Source organism: Haloarchaeobius amylolyticus (assembly GCF_042678045.1).
In the GTDB taxonomy this organism is placed as follows: Archaea; Halobacteriota; Halobacteria; order Halobacteriales; family Natrialbaceae; genus Natrinema; species Natrinema amylolyticus_A.
On record NZ_JBHUDI010000006.1, the window covers coordinates 214,070 to 230,730 of the forward strand.

13 protein-coding genes are annotated in these 16,661 nt (G+C 62.9%); 7 read left to right on the forward strand and 6 right to left on the reverse strand.

All coding sequences use genetic code 11. The annotated features are described in order from the left end of the window. Positions 1-366 precede the first annotated feature (366 nt). Positions 367-960 (reverse strand): DUF7344 domain-containing protein, encoded by a 594-nt coding sequence (locus ACFR99_RS12320; RefSeq protein ID WP_390287778.1) that lies wholly within the window; start codon positions 958-960, stop codon positions 367-369. Positions 961-1,688: 728 nt separating this feature from the next. Here ACFR99_RS12320 and ACFR99_RS12325 point away from each other — a divergent pair. After that, positions 1,689-2,654 (forward strand): transcription initiation factor IIB, encoded by a 966-nt coding sequence (locus tag ACFR99_RS12325; protein ID WP_390287780.1) that lies wholly within the window; start codon positions 1,689-1,691, stop codon positions 2,652-2,654. On the opposite strand, the gene ACFR99_RS12330 is transcribed toward ACFR99_RS12325, so the two are convergent. After that, entirely contained in the window at positions 2,647-2,823 is a 177-nt protein-coding gene (locus tag ACFR99_RS12330) for a hypothetical protein (RefSeq protein ID WP_390287782.1), read from the reverse strand. The two genes, ACFR99_RS12325 and ACFR99_RS12330, sit on opposite strands and share 8 nt — an antisense overlap. 162 nt (positions 2,824-2,985) lie before the next feature. Between ACFR99_RS12330 and ACFR99_RS12335 the strand changes: the two genes are divergently transcribed. Both ACFR99_RS12335 and ACFR99_RS12340 read left to right on the forward strand, forming a co-directional pair. Next, entirely contained in the window at positions 2,986-4,908 is a 1,923-nt protein-coding gene (locus ACFR99_RS12335; protein WP_390287784.1) for a DEAD/DEAH box helicase family protein, read from the forward strand. A gap of 445 nt (positions 4,909-5,353) precedes the next feature. Further along, positions 5,354-7,033, forward strand: coding sequence for an ATP-binding protein (locus ACFR99_RS12340; RefSeq protein ID WP_390287786.1), 1,680 nt, complete (start codon positions 5,354-5,356; stop codon positions 7,031-7,033). On the opposite strand, the gene ACFR99_RS12345 is transcribed toward ACFR99_RS12340, so the two are convergent. Beyond that, on the reverse strand, positions 7,024-8,139 hold the full coding sequence (locus tag ACFR99_RS12345; protein WP_390287788.1) for a DegT/DnrJ/EryC1/StrS family aminotransferase: 1,116 nt from the start codon (positions 8,137-8,139) through the stop codon (positions 7,024-7,026). The genes ACFR99_RS12340 and ACFR99_RS12345 overlap by 10 nt on opposite strands. 233 nt (positions 8,140-8,372) lie before the next feature. On the opposite strand from ACFR99_RS12345, the gene ACFR99_RS12350 reads away from it, so the two are divergent. Then, positions 8,373-10,001 carry an alkaline phosphatase family protein gene (locus ACFR99_RS12350; RefSeq protein WP_390287790.1) on the forward strand — a complete coding sequence of 543 codons (1,629 nt, stop codon included), beginning with the start codon at positions 8,373-8,375 and terminating at the stop codon, positions 9,999-10,001. Beyond that, complete coding sequence (locus tag ACFR99_RS12355) at positions 9,998-11,008, forward strand: lipid II:glycine glycyltransferase FemX (RefSeq protein ID WP_390287792.1); 1,011 nt, start codon at positions 9,998-10,000, stop codon at positions 11,006-11,008. Before ACFR99_RS12350 ends, ACFR99_RS12355 begins: the two co-directional genes overlap by 4 nt. 130 nt (positions 11,009-11,138) lie before the next feature. Here ACFR99_RS12355 and ACFR99_RS12360 read toward each other — a convergent pair whose 3' ends face one another. Beyond that, the gene (locus tag ACFR99_RS12360; protein ID WP_390287794.1) at positions 11,139-11,411 is read right to left on the reverse strand and encodes a MarR family transcriptional regulator; all 273 of its coding nucleotides are present in this window, start codon (positions 11,409-11,411) and stop codon (positions 11,139-11,141) included. A 354-nt stretch (positions 11,412-11,765) separates the two neighbouring features. Here ACFR99_RS12360 and glmM point away from each other — a divergent pair, with 354 nt between their 5' ends. After that, on the forward strand, positions 11,766-13,091 hold the full coding sequence (gene glmM, locus ACFR99_RS12365; RefSeq protein WP_390287796.1) for a phosphoglucosamine mutase: 1,326 nt from the start codon (positions 11,766-11,768) through the stop codon (positions 13,089-13,091). A gap of 76 nt (positions 13,092-13,167) precedes the next feature. Here the strand turns inward: glmM and ACFR99_RS12370 are convergent, their stop codons facing one another. After that, positions 13,168-13,374 carry a DUF7563 family protein gene (locus ACFR99_RS12370; protein WP_373617812.1) on the reverse strand — a complete coding sequence of 69 codons (207 nt, stop codon included), beginning with the start codon at positions 13,372-13,374 and terminating at the stop codon, positions 13,168-13,170. A gap of 617 nt (positions 13,375-13,991) precedes the next feature. Then, positions 13,992-15,803, reverse strand: coding sequence for a glutamine--fructose-6-phosphate transaminase (isomerizing) (gene glmS / locus ACFR99_RS12375; protein ID WP_390287798.1), 1,812 nt, complete (start codon positions 15,801-15,803; stop codon positions 13,992-13,994). A gap of 621 nt (positions 15,804-16,424) precedes the next feature. On the opposite strand from glmS, the gene ACFR99_RS12380 reads away from it, so the two are divergent. Then, positions 16,425-16,607 (forward strand): DUF5786 family protein, encoded by a 183-nt coding sequence (locus tag ACFR99_RS12380; RefSeq protein ID WP_008011878.1) that lies wholly within the window; start codon positions 16,425-16,427, stop codon positions 16,605-16,607. Positions 16,608-16,661 lie beyond the last annotated feature (54 nt).

Genomic DNA, 16,661 nt, shown 5'->3' on the forward strand with positions numbered 1-16,661 from the left:
AACAGCTGCTGGCACGCGACTGTTCCGGTACTGGATGACGGTCGTCGGGAGCCGATTGAACATATGAAGCCGGGTCGTAAAAGTCTTCTTCGAAGAGGGTCGGACTAGCAGAACCTCAGGGATAGCGATGCGATTCGATCAAAAGGAGATGATCACTCGTTGAGCCGCCGGCTTCGAACACGTCCTCTATAGTAACAACTGAAATGACTAACTGAAATGATTTACACACTGATTACACAGTCGTCGTGCGATCAGATGTGCAACGACTTTCAGTGGTGACTACAGAAATCGGGCTGTGACGAGGCTGTCGCCGGGAAGCCGTGATCGGGTCGTCGCTTGAAAGCGACGAGCGGATCGCACAGACGCTCACTCGATGCGGGACAGTTTGCCGTCGACGTTCTGCTCGTGATGGCGGTTTTGGACGACGTGTGCGGTTGAAAGACAGAGAAAAGCGACGACGACGACGCCTGCGAGTACGACTATCGGAATCGCCGATAGCAGCGGCACTCCGAGGAGTGCTGCACCCAGCAGGGAGGCTCCGACCACGCTGAGCCCGGCGTACCATCGGTCCCACCGATCTTGTCGGTGGGAGTCCGTATCGAGGTACATCATCAGCAGGTCGGCGTTGTCCGCAAGCGAGATGAGCCCACGGTCCTGATCGTATTCGACGATCCCGGCGTCGTCCATCTTCGGGAGATGCGTCTGATAGAGGGCAACGTAGACCCGCTTGCGCTGGTCGGAGTTGAGGGCGTTCACGCTAGTATCGTTCTCCCAGGCAGCGATCTGTTCTGCGAGTTCACCGAGCGTGACCGTTTCATCGGCTTCGAGCAAGTATGCAAGCACTTCGCGCCGACGCCGGTTTTTTAAGAGCTCGAAAATGACGTCTTTGGAGAGCCGTTCGTCCTCGTCGGCGGCGACCGACGTAATTTCATCGGGCAGCGACCGATCGATAGACGACATTATCGCAACCACCCACCTGTAGCGACCCCATTCGCGCTCGCTGTCTCCTGTCGTCGGTAGCCGAAGTTATTGACGCCTCGGCGTGGCGGCGACCGCTGTACATTCAAACGACGAGTCGAACTCACGATTGACACACCAGGTTGTACACCAACAGTGACACTCTTAAACACGGCCACGTTTCGCACCGGCTGCAAAGCAGGTACGGAATGACTTCGTAACCGGGTCACAGCAGCGGCTTTCCCTCGCCACAACAGTCGATCGTGATCGCCTGTTCGGCCAGGCAGTATCAGCCGATTGTACGCATATATCCACGGCGTACGGCCGATTCGGTCGGAACGAAACCTGAAGCTGGCACGAACCCGGGCGACTATCTGACAACACGGCACCAGTATTGACCGTTCGACTCAACGAATATAAATACGAGTGACAGTTCGTACACGAAAGACGTGTTTACCTTGTCGAATCGTGAAAGCGATACCGTGTTGCATTCGCCATAAATCTGTTAATCACGGTAGAAGGATCAACTGATCGTCAACCGTTTCGTCCGGGTGTGCCAGATTGGATGCCAACTGAACGTAACCGTCGTCGCTGTCTGCGAGACAGCCGATGACTGTGTCGTTCGTCTACCCCTCTTTTATTTGTCTCGTGACGACAACAGAGTAAATCGGAGTTTCCCGCGAAACCATGTTAACCCCTTACAATGCCTGCACGGCTTCGGTCGGGTACTGATGACGCGGTCTATTATCGAACACGCCAGCAACGAATCGGAATCGGAGTCGGAGGCTGCCGAAGCTGATCTCTGCCCCGATTGCGAGACCGATACGATCGTCCACGATCCGGACCGTGGAGAACGAGTCTGTGAAGAATGCGGACTCGTCCTCACGGAGGACCCCATCGATTATGGTCCGGAATGGCGGGCGTTCAACGCACAGGAACACGACGACCTCTCACGAGTCGGCGCACCACTGACCCAGTCGATGCACGACCGGGGACTGACCACAACCATCGACTGGCGCAACAAGGACGCCAACGGTCACTCGATGTCGGCTGACAAACACGGCCAGCTCCATCGACTGCGCGTCTGGCAGGAACGAATCCGAACCAAAAACGCAGGCGAACGAAACCTCAAATACGCCCTCTCGGAGATCGATCGGATGGTAAGTGCATTAGGCGTCCCCAAGCCGGTCAAGGAGACGGCAAGCGTTATCTACAGGCAAGCACTCGAGCAAGACCTCATCCGCGGGCGCTCGATCGAGGGCGTCGCGACCAGCGCCCTCTACACGGCATGCCGTAAGGAGGGGATTCCCCGCAGCCTCGAGGAAGTAACGTCGGTTTCACGCGTCGACCAGCGCGAGATCGGCCGCACGTACCGCTACATTGCGGACGAACTGGACATTAATTTGGAGCCGACGAACCCCCGGCAGTTCGTCCCACGGTTCTGTTCGGAGCTCGACGTCGGCAAAGACGTCGAGACCAAGGCGATCGAGATTATCGACCGGACGACCGACCAGGGACTGCACTCGGGCAAATCACCAACCGGCTTCGCCGCCGCGGCCATCTATGCCGCCGGCCTGCTCTGTGACGAGACGATCCCACAGCGAGCCGTCGCCGAAACCGCCCAGACGACCGTCGTCACTGTCCGCAACCGGTATCGCGAGCAACTCGAGGCGATCGATCAGCAACCGGCTACATGACCGAGCGGTCGTTCTCTTCGTAGACCTCCTCGTCGAGCAAGGCGTGGAGGTTACTGTAGGGAACGAACGCGAGGAAGTTGTCGTCGGCGTCGTAGAGTTCGAGGCCGTCGTCGATATGCTGGTAGCGTTCGCAGAGGACCTGACCTTCGGGGAGGATCGCACGGTACATACACGGTGAGTACGGTCTCTTGTTGCATATATTCTTGCGTGCTATTCTCTGCCTCCCATGGACACCCGATAGCGAGTCGATCGGCAGTGCAGTCGCGACGAGGGCCGTCGGTTCGAGACCCCGAACGAAATCGGTTTACCCATACCGACGTTACGACCCCCAGTGACCGACGAACGTTCTTCGACGCCCTCCGACGAACAGCGAAGCGACTCCGACGTGTCGGGTGCTGCGACGCCGACCGACGCCGGCGAGGAGAACGCTGAAGACGATGCGTTCACCATCGCCGACTTCCACGACGCCAGCCAACAGGCCGGTCGGCCGGTGCTGACCGCCGCAGCCGTCTCTCGTGCGCTCGAGATTCCTCACGAAGCGGCCAGCGACCGGCTCGAGAAGCTCGCCGAGTCGGGTGCCCTCGAGCGACTCTCCGTGTCCACAGACCCCGTCGTCTGGTATCCCAGCGAACTCGAGGACCTGACCGACCGCGAGCGCGTCGTCGTCTTTCCGAAGCGCCGCGAGATCATCGTCGACCGGCCCGACCAGTTCACGCGCGCGCAACTCTCCCAGTTCGCCCACCTCGCGGATGCCAACGGCGAGGACGGCTATCGCTACGTCGTCCGGCCGGAAGACGTCTGGAGCACGCCCCACGATCGCTTCGACGACTTAGCCCGGACGATGCGTCAGGCGCTGGGCCAGCGATCGGAATCGCTCGAGGAGTGGGTCGAAAGCCAGTGGGACCGGGCACACCAGTTCCGGCTCGTGACCCACGAGGAGGGGTACACCGTGCTCGAGGCCCAAACACCAGAAATCATGGGCAACGTCGCCCGGCAGAAACTCGACGAGGAACACGTCCACGCGCCGATCTCCGAAACCGAAGACTGGGTCCGTGAGGGATCGGAGGCCGCGATCAAGCGAATTCTCTACGAAGCCGGCTATCCGGTCCAGGACCACCGCGAACTCGCCTCCGGCGAGGAGCTACCGATCGAACTGGGGGTTCGACTGCGCGACTACCAGCAGACCTGGGTCGATCGATTCGCCGAGGCCGGCGAGGGTGTCTTCGTCGGCCCGCCGGGAAGCGGGAAGACCGTCGCCGCGATGGGGGCGATGGCCCACGTCGAGGGCGAAACCCTCGTTCTCGTGCCGAGTCGTGATCTCGCCCAGCAGTGGGCCGATGCGATCGTCGAGTACACTTCGCTCGAGGCCCACCAGATCGGCCAGTACCACGGCGGCCGCAAGGAGGTCCGCCCGGTGACGATCGCGACCTACCAGATCGCGGGGATGGACCGCCACCGCTCGCTGTTCGACGACCGCGAGTGGGGGCTGGTGATCTTCGACGAGTGCCAGCACGTCCCCTCGGACGTCTATCGGCGGAGTACGCACTTACAGTCCAAGCACCGCCTGGGGCTTTCCGCTAGCCCCATCCGCGAAGACGACCGCCAGACCGAGATCTTCACGCTCGTCGGCCCACCGATCGGCACCGACTGGGAGGCCTTGTTCGAGGCCGGCTTCGTCGCGGAACCCGAACTCGAGATCCGCTACGTGCCGTGGGGCGACGACGAGCAGGCCAACGCCTACGGCTCGGCCGAGGGCCGCGAGAAGTACCGCATCGCCGCGAAAAACCGCGGCAAGATCGACGAGGTGCGATACCTGCTGTCGGCCCACCCCGACGCGAAGGCCATCGTCTTCGTCGACTATCTCGAGCAGGGCCGGGAACTCTCCGACGCGCTCGAGGTCCCCTTCCTCAGCGGGGAAACGCCCCATCACGAGCGTCGACGGCTGCTCGAGGAGTTCCGGCGGGACGAGCGCGATCTGCTGATCATCTCGCGGGTCGGCGACGAGGGGATCGACCTGCCGACGGCCGACCTGGCGATCGTCGCCTCCGGGCTGGGCGGCTCGCGCCGACAGGGAACCCAGCGGGCGGGCCGGACGATGCGACCGGCCGGCGGCGCGCTCGTCTACGTGCTGGCGACGCGGGGCACGCGCGAGGAGGACTTCGCGCGAAAACAGCTCCAGCATCTGGGGCGCAAGGGGATGACGATCCGCGAGCAGACCGTCGAGCGAGACACTGAAACTGATACGAACCACTGAACGTCACTGTATCCCGATCGCACGAGGGCCTTGGCTCGAGCAGCCCTGTCAAGCGGGTATCGCTTGGATGTGTACATGACAGTGCTTCTGAAGGATCATATCAGTCCGTGTATAATTAGACACTGTGCCGTCGTTGGAAGGACTCAAGACGTGGTTTGACTATGAGCTCCTCATCATAGCACTTGCACTCACCGCTGTCGTTTCTGCCTGGGTGATCAGCCAAATCACGGCCTATCTGGCGAGTCTCCCCCTTACGAGTCCGACATTTGCGCTCACTGTTACGGCTACCGGTCTTGGGACGATTCTGTTGCTGATCGTGCTGGCTGGACGATACAACTGATCAGGAACGCCCGACTGGATACCGCCCGAGGCCAATCTTCAAGGTCACGTGTTCGGACAGTACAGATATCATGAACGGATCGCGCGTCACTGAGGTGGTCGACCGGTGAGCGACGAAGCCAGGCAGCGACAGATCCGCGTCGGCGAAACGGCAGACGGTGCCGATCTCAAACTGCCCGTCATCGAAGTCCTCACCGGGCGCGGGTTCGCGACCGGCAAGAGCGGCTCCGGAAAGTCGAACACTGCGTCGGTCATCGCCGAGGAACTGCTCGAGGCCGGCTATCCCCTCCTGATCGTCGACACGGACGGGGAGTACTACGGGCTCAAAGAGGAGTACGAGATGCTCCACGCCGGGGCCGACGAGGAGTGTGACATCCAGATCGGCCCGGAACACGCCGAACAGATGGCCACGATCGCACTCGAGGAGAACGTCCCCGTCATCCTCGACGTCTCGGGCTATCTCGACGAGGACGTGGCCGACGAACTGCTCCGAGAGGTCGCTCGCAACCTGTTCGTCAAGGAGAAGAAACTCAAGAAGCCGTTCCTGCTGGTCGTCGAGGAGGTCCACGAGTACATCCCGGAGGGCGGTGGCGTCGGCGAGACCGGAAATCTGCTAATCAAGATCAGCAAACGCGGGCGCAAACACGGCCTCGGGATTTTGGGAATTAGCCAGCGGCCGGCCGACGTCAAGAAGGACTTCATCACGCAGGCCAACTGGCTCGTCTGGCACCGGCTGACCTGGGACAACGACACGAAAGTCGTGGGTCGGATCATCGACACCGAGTACGCGGAACTCGTCTCAGAGCTCGACGACGGGCAGGCGTTCGTCCAGACCGACTGGACCGAAACCGACGTCCGGAAGATCCAGTTTCGCCGCAAGCGGACCTTCGACGCTGGCGCGACGCCGGGACTCGACGACTTCGAGCGTCCCGAACTCAAGTCCGTCTCCGATGCACTGGTCGGCGACCTGCAAGAGATCTCCGAACGGAAGGACCGCAAACAGGACCGAATCCAGGAACTCGAGGCCGAACTCGAGAAGAAAAAAACGCGCATCGAGACCTTGGAAGACGAACTGTCCTCGGCGCGGGACGTCTCGAGTGCGGCGAAACAGATGGCCGATGCCCTGCAGAACACCGAGACGGTCCAGTCACAACTCCCCGGCGGCAGCGAAGACCTGCGCCGACTCCACGAGGAGATTGCCGATCTCGAGGCCGAACGCGACGACCTCCGCGAGCAACTCGAGGCACGCGACGACCGGATCGAGACCCTGGAAGACGAACTGCGCCGCCTGCAGGACGAAAACGAGCGATTACGCGAGGCCGCCACCGAACAGGAGACCGCAGACGAGACCGGAACCGACGAGGGATCGACGATCCTGCAGGCCGGCGGTGACGACCTCGAGTTCGGCTACACGCCGGTCGACTGGGACGCAGCCACGGCATCGATTGCGGACACCGATACGGAGGACGACGCAGCAACACCTGCACGCGACGAGTCGGCGCGTCCTCCTACCGACGGACGCGACCTCGAGACGGTACTCGCGACTACGGCCGTCGGCGATCGCGTCGATCGCGCGTGCGAGGGCTCGCAGTGTTCGCGCGAGACGGCACACGAAGTCCTGAGGGCCCTCGACGAGCACGGAGCGCTCGCGGCAGCGGCCCTCACAGCAGAAGTCGAGCGCTCGAGGGTCGCGGTCCAGGGTCTGCTCTCGGAGTTGCGGACCGAAGGAGTCCTCGAGCGGACGGAAGACCGGCGGTACGCGCTGAGCGACGACGTTCACCGCTGAAGCCGATCGGCGGCCGCTTCGATCGCTGCCGGCTCGATCCCCTGATGGACCGGCAGCGTGACGACCTCTTGTGAGAGACGGGTCGCCGTGTCGTAGCCGTCGGCCTCGAACACGGACTGGCGGAGTATCGGCCAGGTGTGTGCACCTACGACGCCACAGTCGTGAAGCGCCGCCAGAAACGCGTCCGGATCGCGCGCTCGGACGGGGAACTCGTACGGGCTGATACCCTCCGGCAGCCGCTCGTAGAACATCGAAATGTCCTCGCGGTCGGCCAACACCTGCTGCCACGTCCGGTAGTTCTCTCGGCGGGCAGTTCGGATCGCGTCCGGATCGGCGGCGTCAGTGACCATCGCTGTGAGCTTCGACATCGGAGCTTTGGTGGCCTCGTATCGTGCACTCGGGTCCACGGACGACGGGTCGTCGGCCCCGTCGTCGAGCATCGACTCGATCGATTGATAAAGCGGGCCGAGGGCAGTTTCGGCGGCCGAGGTTGTAACGAACCGACAGTCGGCGGCCGCGATCCGATCTGCGCTGCCGGCAAGCGGCGACGGAGCGTACTCCGCTTTGACCTCGTCGGCGGTACGGTAGAGCACCGCCCCGTCGGGGATCGGCAGGAGCTTCCGCAGCGTCGTGATCCCGAGATCGCCGTGAGTCCCGAGCAGCGTCCCGTCCGCGACGCTGATCGGGCCGTGTGCATTGTCGTCGATGTGATAACAGTCGTACTCGTCGGTCAGCGACGCAATTCGCTCGAGGCCGGGCTGGGGAAAGCCGAAGTAGTTGACCGACATGACGGCGACGGTATCGTCGTCGATTCGATCCTCGAGATCGGCGAAATCGGGCGCGAGCGTTTCCTCGATGGCGTAGAATCGGGGCTCGAGCCCGAGGTCACAAAAGGGTTCGACGACGGCTGGCGAGAGGTAGGCAGGGACGAGAACGTTCTCGCCGGGCTCGGCGAGGCCATCGAGGCCGTCACGGAGCGCGACCTTGCCAGCACCGTAGTACGTGTAGTCGACGTCGGGGGCGTGTCGGTCGACGAACGCGTCGATTCCTGCATCCCCCGACCGTGTGAGCGACGCGTCGAACACGGAGGGGGTAGCGCTGATCATCTGTCGAATCGGTGTCGACGAACACCAGTCGCGGTGCGCATCAGCATAATACGGTATCACCTGACTCCTTAGTGATGTAGACGATACTCGCCGGAATCGGGCGACAATCGATCCTTACAGCCGCCGCGAGACACGCCGCGGTGAGCGCTATTCCGACCGTACAGCCGACCAGTACGAGGTTACAGCCATCCAGCAATTGCATAACAAAGCCAAACCGACCACATACCGCACCCATGGCAAGTTCGACGGACGAAGAAGACCTTCGTCTGCTCGTCGTGGGACTCGACGCCGGGTGTCGACCGATACTCGAGCCCCTGTTCGAATCGGGCGAGGTGCCGACCATCCAGCGGCTGTTCGAGATGGGAACTGCCGGCCCCCTCGAATCCCAGATCCCGCCCTGGACCGCAAGCGCGTGGCCATCGCTGTATACCGGGAAGAATCCGGGCAAACACGGCGTCTACGATTTCCTCTCGTTCGACGGCTACGACTGGGACGTCGTCAACGCGACTCACGTCCGGGAACGACCGGTCTGGGAGCTGTTGAGCGAGCACGGGTACTCGAGCGTCGTCGTCAACATGCCCGTGACCCATCCCGCTCGAGCGTTCGACGGGGCCCTGATTCCGGGACTGACCGCCCCCGAGGACCCGGACTGTCACCCCGAGGGGATCCTCGAGGACGTCAAACTGGCGTGTGGCGGCGACTACTGGATCTATCCCCAGAACAGCCCGGCATCGGACCGGTCGATCGAGGGCTACGAGCGGACGATCGAACTCCGAGGGAAGGCCTTTCGATACCTCTGTCGGCGGATCGCGCCGGATTTCGGCTTCCTCCAGTTCCAGCAGACTGACTCGGTGTTTCACGAGCGCCCAGGGGACAAGGCGGCGATCGAGGCCGTGTATCGGGCGGTCGACCGCCAGCTCGAGGAGACCATCGAGCGGACCGACCCCGAGAACGTCCTGCTCGTCAGCGATCACGGCATGGGGAAGGTGACCGGCGACGAGTTCCGGGTCAACGAGTTCCTCCGATCGAAAGGGTACGTGAGCGCCCAGAGCGGGGGCGAAGGGATGCCCGACTGGTCGAAATCCTGGGAGAACGACTTACTCGAGGGGTCGGACGCCAGCGACGACGGACCGAGCACGCTCGAGCGGGCGATGAACCTGGCCGCGAAAGTCGGGGTCACGACCCAGCGGGTCGCGAACGCGCTCGACACTGTCGGACTGAAAGAGCCGATCGGCAAGCGGGTGCCAAACGACATGATCCGGGCGGCAAGCGAGCAGGTCGACTTCCCGAACTCCCGGGCGTACGTCCGTTCGAAAAGCGAACTCGGCGTCCGGATCAACCTCGAGGGTCGCGAGCCGAACGGCCAGGTGCCGACCGACGACTACGAGCGCGTCCGCAAGGAGCTCATCGACGAACTGTCGGCGGTTCGGACGCCCGACGGCGACCCGATGTTCGACGCCGTCGAACCCAGAGAGACCTATTTCGAGGGACCATATCTCGAGAAAGCACCCGACATCCTGACCGTCCCGGCGGACTTCGACAACGCGATCGCCGCGTCCCTCGGGAACGGCCAGTTCGGCGAGCCGATGGAGCGGTGGAACCACAAGCGGACTGGGATCGTCGCGGCCGCCGGATCGGCCTTCGACGAGTCCGCTCCGCTCACCGGGGCGACGATTTTCGATATCGCGCCGACGATCTGCTCGCTGTTCGACGTTCCGATCGACGTCGCAATGGACGGCGATCCACTGCCGGTCATCGAGGGGAGCACCGAACGATCGTATCCGGCGTACGATCCCGAGCCGATCACGGCAACCGACGATGGGGCCGTCGAAGACCGACTCTCCGACCTGGGGTATCTATGACCGTCGAAATCCGCACCCTCAACCCGCACGCCGACGCGGAAGAGTGGAACCGGTACGTCGAACGCTCGGACGGCTCGAACCCCTTTTTCCGTGCGGAAGCGCTCCGGTTGCAGGCAACGGATACCGACACGAAACCGTTTCTCCTCGCCGGATTCAAGGGCCAGGAGCCGGTCGGGATCTTCCCCGTCTTCGAATACACCAAGGGGCCGGTGACCGGCGCGTTCTCCCCGGCACCGCACTCGTGGACGACGTATCTTGGCCCGGCCCTGTTGAACATCGACAAGCTCAAACAGCGCAAGGCCGACCGCCGGATCAAACGGTTCATCGACGGCTGTCTCGAGTGGATCGATACCGAACTCTCGCCGCTGTATAGCAAGTTCGTCACCGGCAAGCTCGACGACGTCCGTCCGTTCGTCTGGAACGACTACGACGTCAAGCCAAGCCACACGTACGTCGTCGACCTCGATGGCTCCGAAGACGACCTACTCGATCGGTTCAGCAGCGACGCACGAAGCAACATCCGGAACGCCGACGAGGACAGCTACACCATCGAGGAAGGTGATACGGACGACGTTGAACGCATCGTCGAAAAGGTCCGCCAGCGCTACGAGAGTCAAGGCCAGCCGTTCCGACTGAGCGTCGACTTCGCTCGATCCGTCCACGAACAGCTTCCCGAGGGCGCGATCCGGCCCTACGTCTGTCGCGTCGACGGCGAGTTCCTCGGCGGGATTCTCGTCGTCGAGTCGGATCGGACGCGGTATCGATGGCAGGGCGGCGTCAAACCGGACGCCGACGTCGACATCGCGATCAACGACCTGCTCGACTGGCACGTCATGCGCGATGGCCTCCACGCGGGAATCGAGGAGTACGACCTCGTCGGTGCCGGCGTTCCAAGCATCAACCGGTACAAGGCGAAGTTCAACCCGCGGCTCGAGATCCACTACGAGATCACGTCGGGCGCGTTCGGGGTCGACCTGCTGGTCGACCAGTATCAGAAACACCGGTAGCGAAGCCGTCAAAGTCGTTCGGATGCCGATTGCCGCACCCGGTACCGGACGAATTTCAGCGTAATTCGAGGTGGAGCCTCCGGCCTCAAGGACCGAGGCGCGGAGCGCCGAGGGAGTAGGGTGGGGTAGTTTACGCGTCGATTCGATACTTCGATTGCCGTGCGTCCTCGAGACAGGCACGGCTGGTCACGAGTCCCCGATCCTCGAGTTTCCCCAGCGCGTAGCGGACGGTCCGTGGACAGAGCCGCGACTCGGCCGCGATCCCCTCCTGGGTCAGCGGCGCCTCGTACTCGAGGACCTTGTAGACCAGTTTCGCGCTGGGCGGGAGATCGCCGAGCACGTCGCCCGCCTCGTCACGCTCTGCTCGCTCGTCGCCCTCGGTGTTCGGTTCGGTCGCACTCATACGGATCGACCTGTCTGGAGACTGGGAGCGGTTGCTGGACGACGCGGAGGGGCCGTTCGGATGGCGATCGTATCGGCTGTGGGTGACCGGTAGTGGGAGAGACGCTGTGCCGGATTCATCGTACACTCGAGCGTATCCGCGTGAGTCCTATATACGGCACTGACAGTTCAGAATCACAGGGAGGAACTAACGGAAGACGGTTTCGCTCGTGGGATCCACACCGTCATGGCGTTCGCGATCAGCGCTGACAGGCGTCTGAGAGCGGCGGTATCCGCCATGCTCGAATCGATCCCATCCCGCTCGGTTCGGAAGTAACCCGTGCATAGTAAGGCACTCGCCCGTCTCAGAGCCGATATGTTCGGAACCAGTGGCATTCGCGGTCGCGTCGGCGATGAGGTGACGGCGGACGTAGCGCTCGCCGTCGGTCGTGCGGTTGCCTCGGAGGGCTACGATCGGGTCGTCGTCGGTCGTGACGTTCGGGACAGCGGTGCGATGCTCGTCGACGCGGTCAGCGCGGGCCTGTGTGAGTGTGGATCGGATGTCGTCACGGTCGGCGTCGAGGCGACACCGACGGTCGCGCGGGCGATCGACCCGCTCGAGGCCGACGCGGGGGTCGTGGTGACGGCGTCGCACAATCCGGCGACTGACAACGGGCTCAAGCTCTGGAACCCGTCAGGGAAGGCGTTTGGCCCCGACCAACGCGACGCGATCGAACGCCGGATTCGCGAGGACGACTACGAGCTGGCCGCCTGGGACGGCGTCGGCGATCGCACGGGTCACGACGGCGTTCGATCGATCCACGCCGACGCACTCACCGCGGCGGTCGATCTCGAGCGGCCACTCAGCGTCGTCGTGGATCTCGGCACCGGAGCCGGCGGCGTTACCGCGGCGGTGCTCTCCGAACTGGGTTGTCACGTCCGGACGCTCAACGGTCAGGAAGACGGTTCCTTCCCCGGCCGGCCCAGCGAGCCGAACGCGGAGACTCTCGAGACGCTGTCGACGCTGGTCGCAGAGACGGACGCCGACGTAGGGATCGGCCACGACGGCGACGCCGATCGGATGGTCGCCGTCGACGAGACAGGTACCTTCGTCCCGAAAGACGCCTTGCTCGCCCTGTTCGCCCGCGAGGCAGCCGGTGACGGGGATCGCGTCGCAGCACCGGTCGACACGAGCCTCGCCGTCGACGACGCGCTCGAGACCGTCGGCGCGTCGGTAACGCGAACACAGGTCGGCGACGTCTACGTCGCCGAACGGACGACCGAACCGGACGTCGTCTTTGGCGGCGAGCCGAGTGGGGCGTGGATCTGGCCCGACGAAACGCGGTGTCCCGACGGCCCGCTCGCGGCGTGTAAGCTGGTCGAACTCGTCGCGGATCGAGGGCCGTTGTCCGAACTCGTCGCCGAGATCGAGGGCTATCCCATCCGGCGAACGTCGATCGAGGTAACGGACAAGGAGGGGGTGATGGCCGAAGTCAGCGAGGCGGTGCACGACCGTTACGACGACATCGAGACGCTCGACGGCGTCCGGGTCGAGACCGAAGACGGGTGGTTCCTGCTTCGCGCGAGTGGTACGCAGCCGTTGATCCGCGTGACGGCGGAAGCGCGGTCGGCAGCGGACGCCGAAACGTTGTTCGCGGACGCACAGACACTGGTGACCGAAACCGTCACGAGGAGGTCTTAACTGACCGGTTCGGGGTGGCCCGCGTGAAGGGAGTCATCGACAAGTGCTGGCAGACAGACACCACTGGCACGACCAGTTATCGGGCGTCTTTCGGAATGAAATCGGACGTCTTCATCTCACGGTACGTCGCGCAGTCGGGACAGGCGTGAACGACGTCCCGGTTGTCACCGAAGACACGAGCGAACTGTCGAGTCACCTGATTGCCACAGTTGACACATCGGGGGGCAGTCGTTTGCTGGCCGGACGTCATTGGCGTCCACTTCGCGGATGGGTCCGTCGACATCAACAGTCCATAGCCACAGAACGGTATTTACTATAGACCGCATAATCAGTGTGACCACCGCTCGGTCAGTCAGTTGGCGACGAGTAGCACTCGAACGAAACACTCCGGATATCGAACGTATCAGCGCCACTCTCCTGAGAAATATAATATTACCCTCTCGAAATACCGTATTTCGGGCCGAAATTACTGTGTTTGTGTTCACATTTCGTTGCCTTCGAGCCGAGTCGATCTCTCTCGTCTGTGCGGGCCACTCAATTCGTAGTGATTATGGGAAAACCGCCCACAGATGATCGCGCCGGCGGCCCGGAGTGATCTGGTGTGTCGTTTATGCAGTAGCAAACCTCTGCCTGAATTGGAGGGTGTGTTCGATATTCACGATAGCGGGGACATCGTCATCGCGTCTCAATCGCCGCGGACCCTCCACGTTCGACAGCGGTCGAGTACGAATTGTCGCTACCGATGCCGTGTGGGCTCAGAACTACGGGGGTGGCCTCACGTTCTGCGGCCTCGAATCGCTTACCGTTGCACTGAGATCGGAGTCGAGAAGACACGACAGTGTGGTGCTCGAGAATAGTGACCGAATCGGCCGCGTGGCCGATTCACGGCCTGCTGTCGTCTTATTCGACCGTGACGCTTTTCGCGAGGTTTCGCGGTTTGTCGATCGGGCGATCGAGGAGGTCGGCGGCGTGATAGGAGACGAGCTGGAGTTGGACGTTCGCCAGCAGTCCCGCCAGCTTGGCGTTCGTGTCGGGAATGGCGAGATGTTCGTCGGCCACCGCGACGGCGGCGTGCTCGTCGGGACAGACCGCGACGACGGGTGCGCCACGTGTCTGGGCCTCCTCGGCGTTTTTCAGGGTCTTCTCGTCTTCCTGGCCGGTGAAGATCGCGAACACCGGTGTGTCGGGCGTGACCAGTGCCAGCGGCCCGTGTTTCAACTCACCGGAGGCAAAGCCCTCGGCGTGCTCGTAGGTGATCTCCTTGAACTTCAACGCGCCCTCGAGCGCCACGGGGAACCCGAGCCCGCGGCCGATGAAGAAGTACGACTGGCTGTCGTCGTACTGCCTGGCGATCGCCGCGGCGTCGGAGGAGTCGAGCACCTCGTCGAGCGCACTCGGCATCGACTCGACGGCCGGCAACAGCGACTCGAGGTCGGCCGGCGGCTCCCCCTGCCGGTCGGCGGCGATACGCTGACACAGCAGCGTGAGCATGACGGCCTGTGAGGAGAACGTCTTCGTCGCGGCGACGCCGATCTCCGGCCCGGCGCGAATGAAGAGGGCATCGTCAGCTTCGCGAGCAGCCGTCGAGCCGACGACGTTCGTCACCGTGAGCGTCCGTGCGCCCTCGGCGGTGGCCTGTCGGAGTGCGTTCAATGTGTCGGCGGTCTCGCCGCTTTGCGTGACCGCGATGACGAGCGTGTCGTCGTCGACCGGCGGCGCGGAGACGCTGTACTCGTTGGCCAGCAGCGCGGTCGATCGGACGCCGGCCTGGTTCAGTCCGAGCGAGCCATAGAGCGCGGCGTGATACGACGTCCCACAGGCGACGAACTGGACGCTCTCAACGTCGTCGAACGTCCCCGGTTCGAAATCCGAGAGCGCGATCCGGTCGTTCCGGGTATCGATCCGGCCCTCGATCGCCTGGGCCAGCGAGGTCGGCTGCTCGTGGATCTCTTTGAGCATGAAGTGGTCGTACTCACCCTTTCCGGCCTGTTCGGGGTCCCACTCGACCGTCTCGGGCGTGCGCGTGACTGGATTCCCCTCGAGGTCGGTGAACTCGACGCCGTTCTCGTCGACGATGACGACGTCGCCGTCCTCGAGGTAGACCACGCTGTCGGTGTACTCGAGGAACGCGGGGACGTCGCTCGCGAGGAAGTACTCGCCGTCTTCAACGCCGACGACCAGCGGCGAGCCCTGCCGGGCCGCGTAGAGAACGTGCTCGCCCGACATCATGGCGGTGACGGCGTAGCTGCCCTCGAGTTCGCTGATCGCCTGGCGGAACGCACGCTCGCTGTCGAAGCCCGCGTCGAGGTAGTACTGGATGAGATGCGGGATGACCTCGGTATCGGTGTCGCTCGTGAACTCGTAGCCGTTGGCGGCCAGTCGCTCCTTGAGCTCGGCGTAGTTCTCGATGATCCCGTTGTGAACGACGGCAACGTCCGCGCTCTCGTCAGTATGGGGGTGCGCGTTGGCGTCGGTCGGCGGCCCGTGGGTACTCCAGCGGGTGTGTCCGATGCCGACTTCTCCCTGCAGCGGTTCGCCGATCGATTCTTTCAGCTCTTCGACCTTCCCCGAGCGTTTCTCGATATCGATGCCGGAGCCGTTCTGAACGGCGACACCCGCCGAATCGTAGCCACGATACTCGAGGTTTTCGAGTCCCGTCAACAGTGGCTCGATGGCGTTCCCGTCGCCGACGCGACCGATAATTCCACACATCGATCGATCACCGCCTGTTGGGCCGCTGGGAGTGGTCGGACGGCCCGGAGAGAAGCACCGATTTGGCGGACGGGACGGCGGCCTGTCTGGGCTGTGCACCCGACGGTGACCGCCTCGTGGCCGACGGCCACGTCGAGATACTTGGTCGAGACAAACGGTATGCAACCATGAGGGGAGTTCAAACCTCCCGAACCCATTACTATAGACGGACTACTGAGCGGCGTAGCAGGAAAGCACTCGACTACTGGCTGTCGGCTGTGCTTACTGCTGCTCACAGCGGACTACGACGTCGCGAACCGACACCGGCGACGAACTGTCGAATGAGAGCACCTCACTCACGGAAAACGCACGGACTGTCGGATCCGCCTCAAAAGTACGCCTAACGAACACGGACCCGGCGCTCGAGTACGGAGACACCAACGATCGGTAGTGATCGCCCAATAGCAGTCGGAACGATCGACAGTCAGTGTCGGATGGCTGTATCCCGCCCAAAACCGGTCGAACATCCGGACCGGCGCTCGATTGAGTGGTCGGCCTGATCGACCCGCTTCGAACCGCCGCTGTGGATAGACAGACGGAACGAACCGTCACACCTTTTGTGGTGGGCCGGGAGGTACAAGTATGGGTTTTGGAAGCTACGACGAGTCCGAACAGCAAGAGCAGACGACTAACGATGAGGACGTAGAGGCCGTCAACGTCCACGAAAACGATCATCACGGCGAGATGTCCTTCGAGTCCGACGTCTCGACGGACGAACTGGTCTCCCAGCTCGGCTCGATGAAAGACGACGACGCCGACGAGTAAGACGACTTCGACGCGGACTCCTCGAGTTGGCTCCGCTCGAGCGACATCGATTGT

Excerpts from the sequence above, each read along its gene's own strand:
- ACFR99_RS12370 (WP_373617812.1), bottom strand. The coding sequence starts at position 13,374 with ATGTCGACGGACCCATCCGCGAAGTGGACGCCAATGACGTCCGGCCAG.
- glmS (WP_390287798.1), bottom strand. The coding sequence starts at position 15,803 with ATGTGTGGAATTATCGGTCGCGTCGGCGACGGGAACGCCATCGAGCCA.
- ACFR99_RS12380 (WP_008011878.1), top strand. The coding sequence starts at position 16,425 with ATGGGTTTTGGAAGCTACGACGAGTCCGAACAGCAAGAGCAGACGACT.
- ACFR99_RS12345 (WP_390287788.1), bottom strand. The coding sequence starts at position 8,139 with ATGATCAGCGCTACCCCCTCCGTGTTCGACGCGTCGCTCACACGGTCG.
- ACFR99_RS12360 (WP_390287794.1), bottom strand. The coding sequence starts at position 11,411 with ATGAGTGCGACCGAACCGAACACCGAGGGCGACGAGCGAGCAGAGCGT.
- ACFR99_RS12355 (WP_390287792.1), top strand. The coding sequence starts at position 9,998 with ATGACCGTCGAAATCCGCACCCTCAACCCGCACGCCGACGCGGAAGAG.
- ACFR99_RS12325 (WP_390287780.1), top strand. The coding sequence starts at position 1,689 with ATGACGCGGTCTATTATCGAACACGCCAGCAACGAATCGGAATCGGAG.
- ACFR99_RS12350 (WP_390287790.1), top strand. The coding sequence starts at position 8,373 with ATGGCAAGTTCGACGGACGAAGAAGACCTTCGTCTGCTCGTCGTGGGA.
- glmM (WP_390287796.1), top strand. The coding sequence starts at position 11,766 with ATGTTCGGAACCAGTGGCATTCGCGGTCGCGTCGGCGATGAGGTGACG.
- ACFR99_RS12320 (WP_390287778.1), bottom strand. The coding sequence starts at position 960 with ATGTCGTCTATCGATCGGTCGCTGCCCGATGAAATTACGTCGGTCGCC.
- ACFR99_RS12330 (WP_390287782.1), bottom strand. The coding sequence starts at position 2,823 with ATGTACCGTGCGATCCTCCCCGAAGGTCAGGTCCTCTGCGAACGCTAC.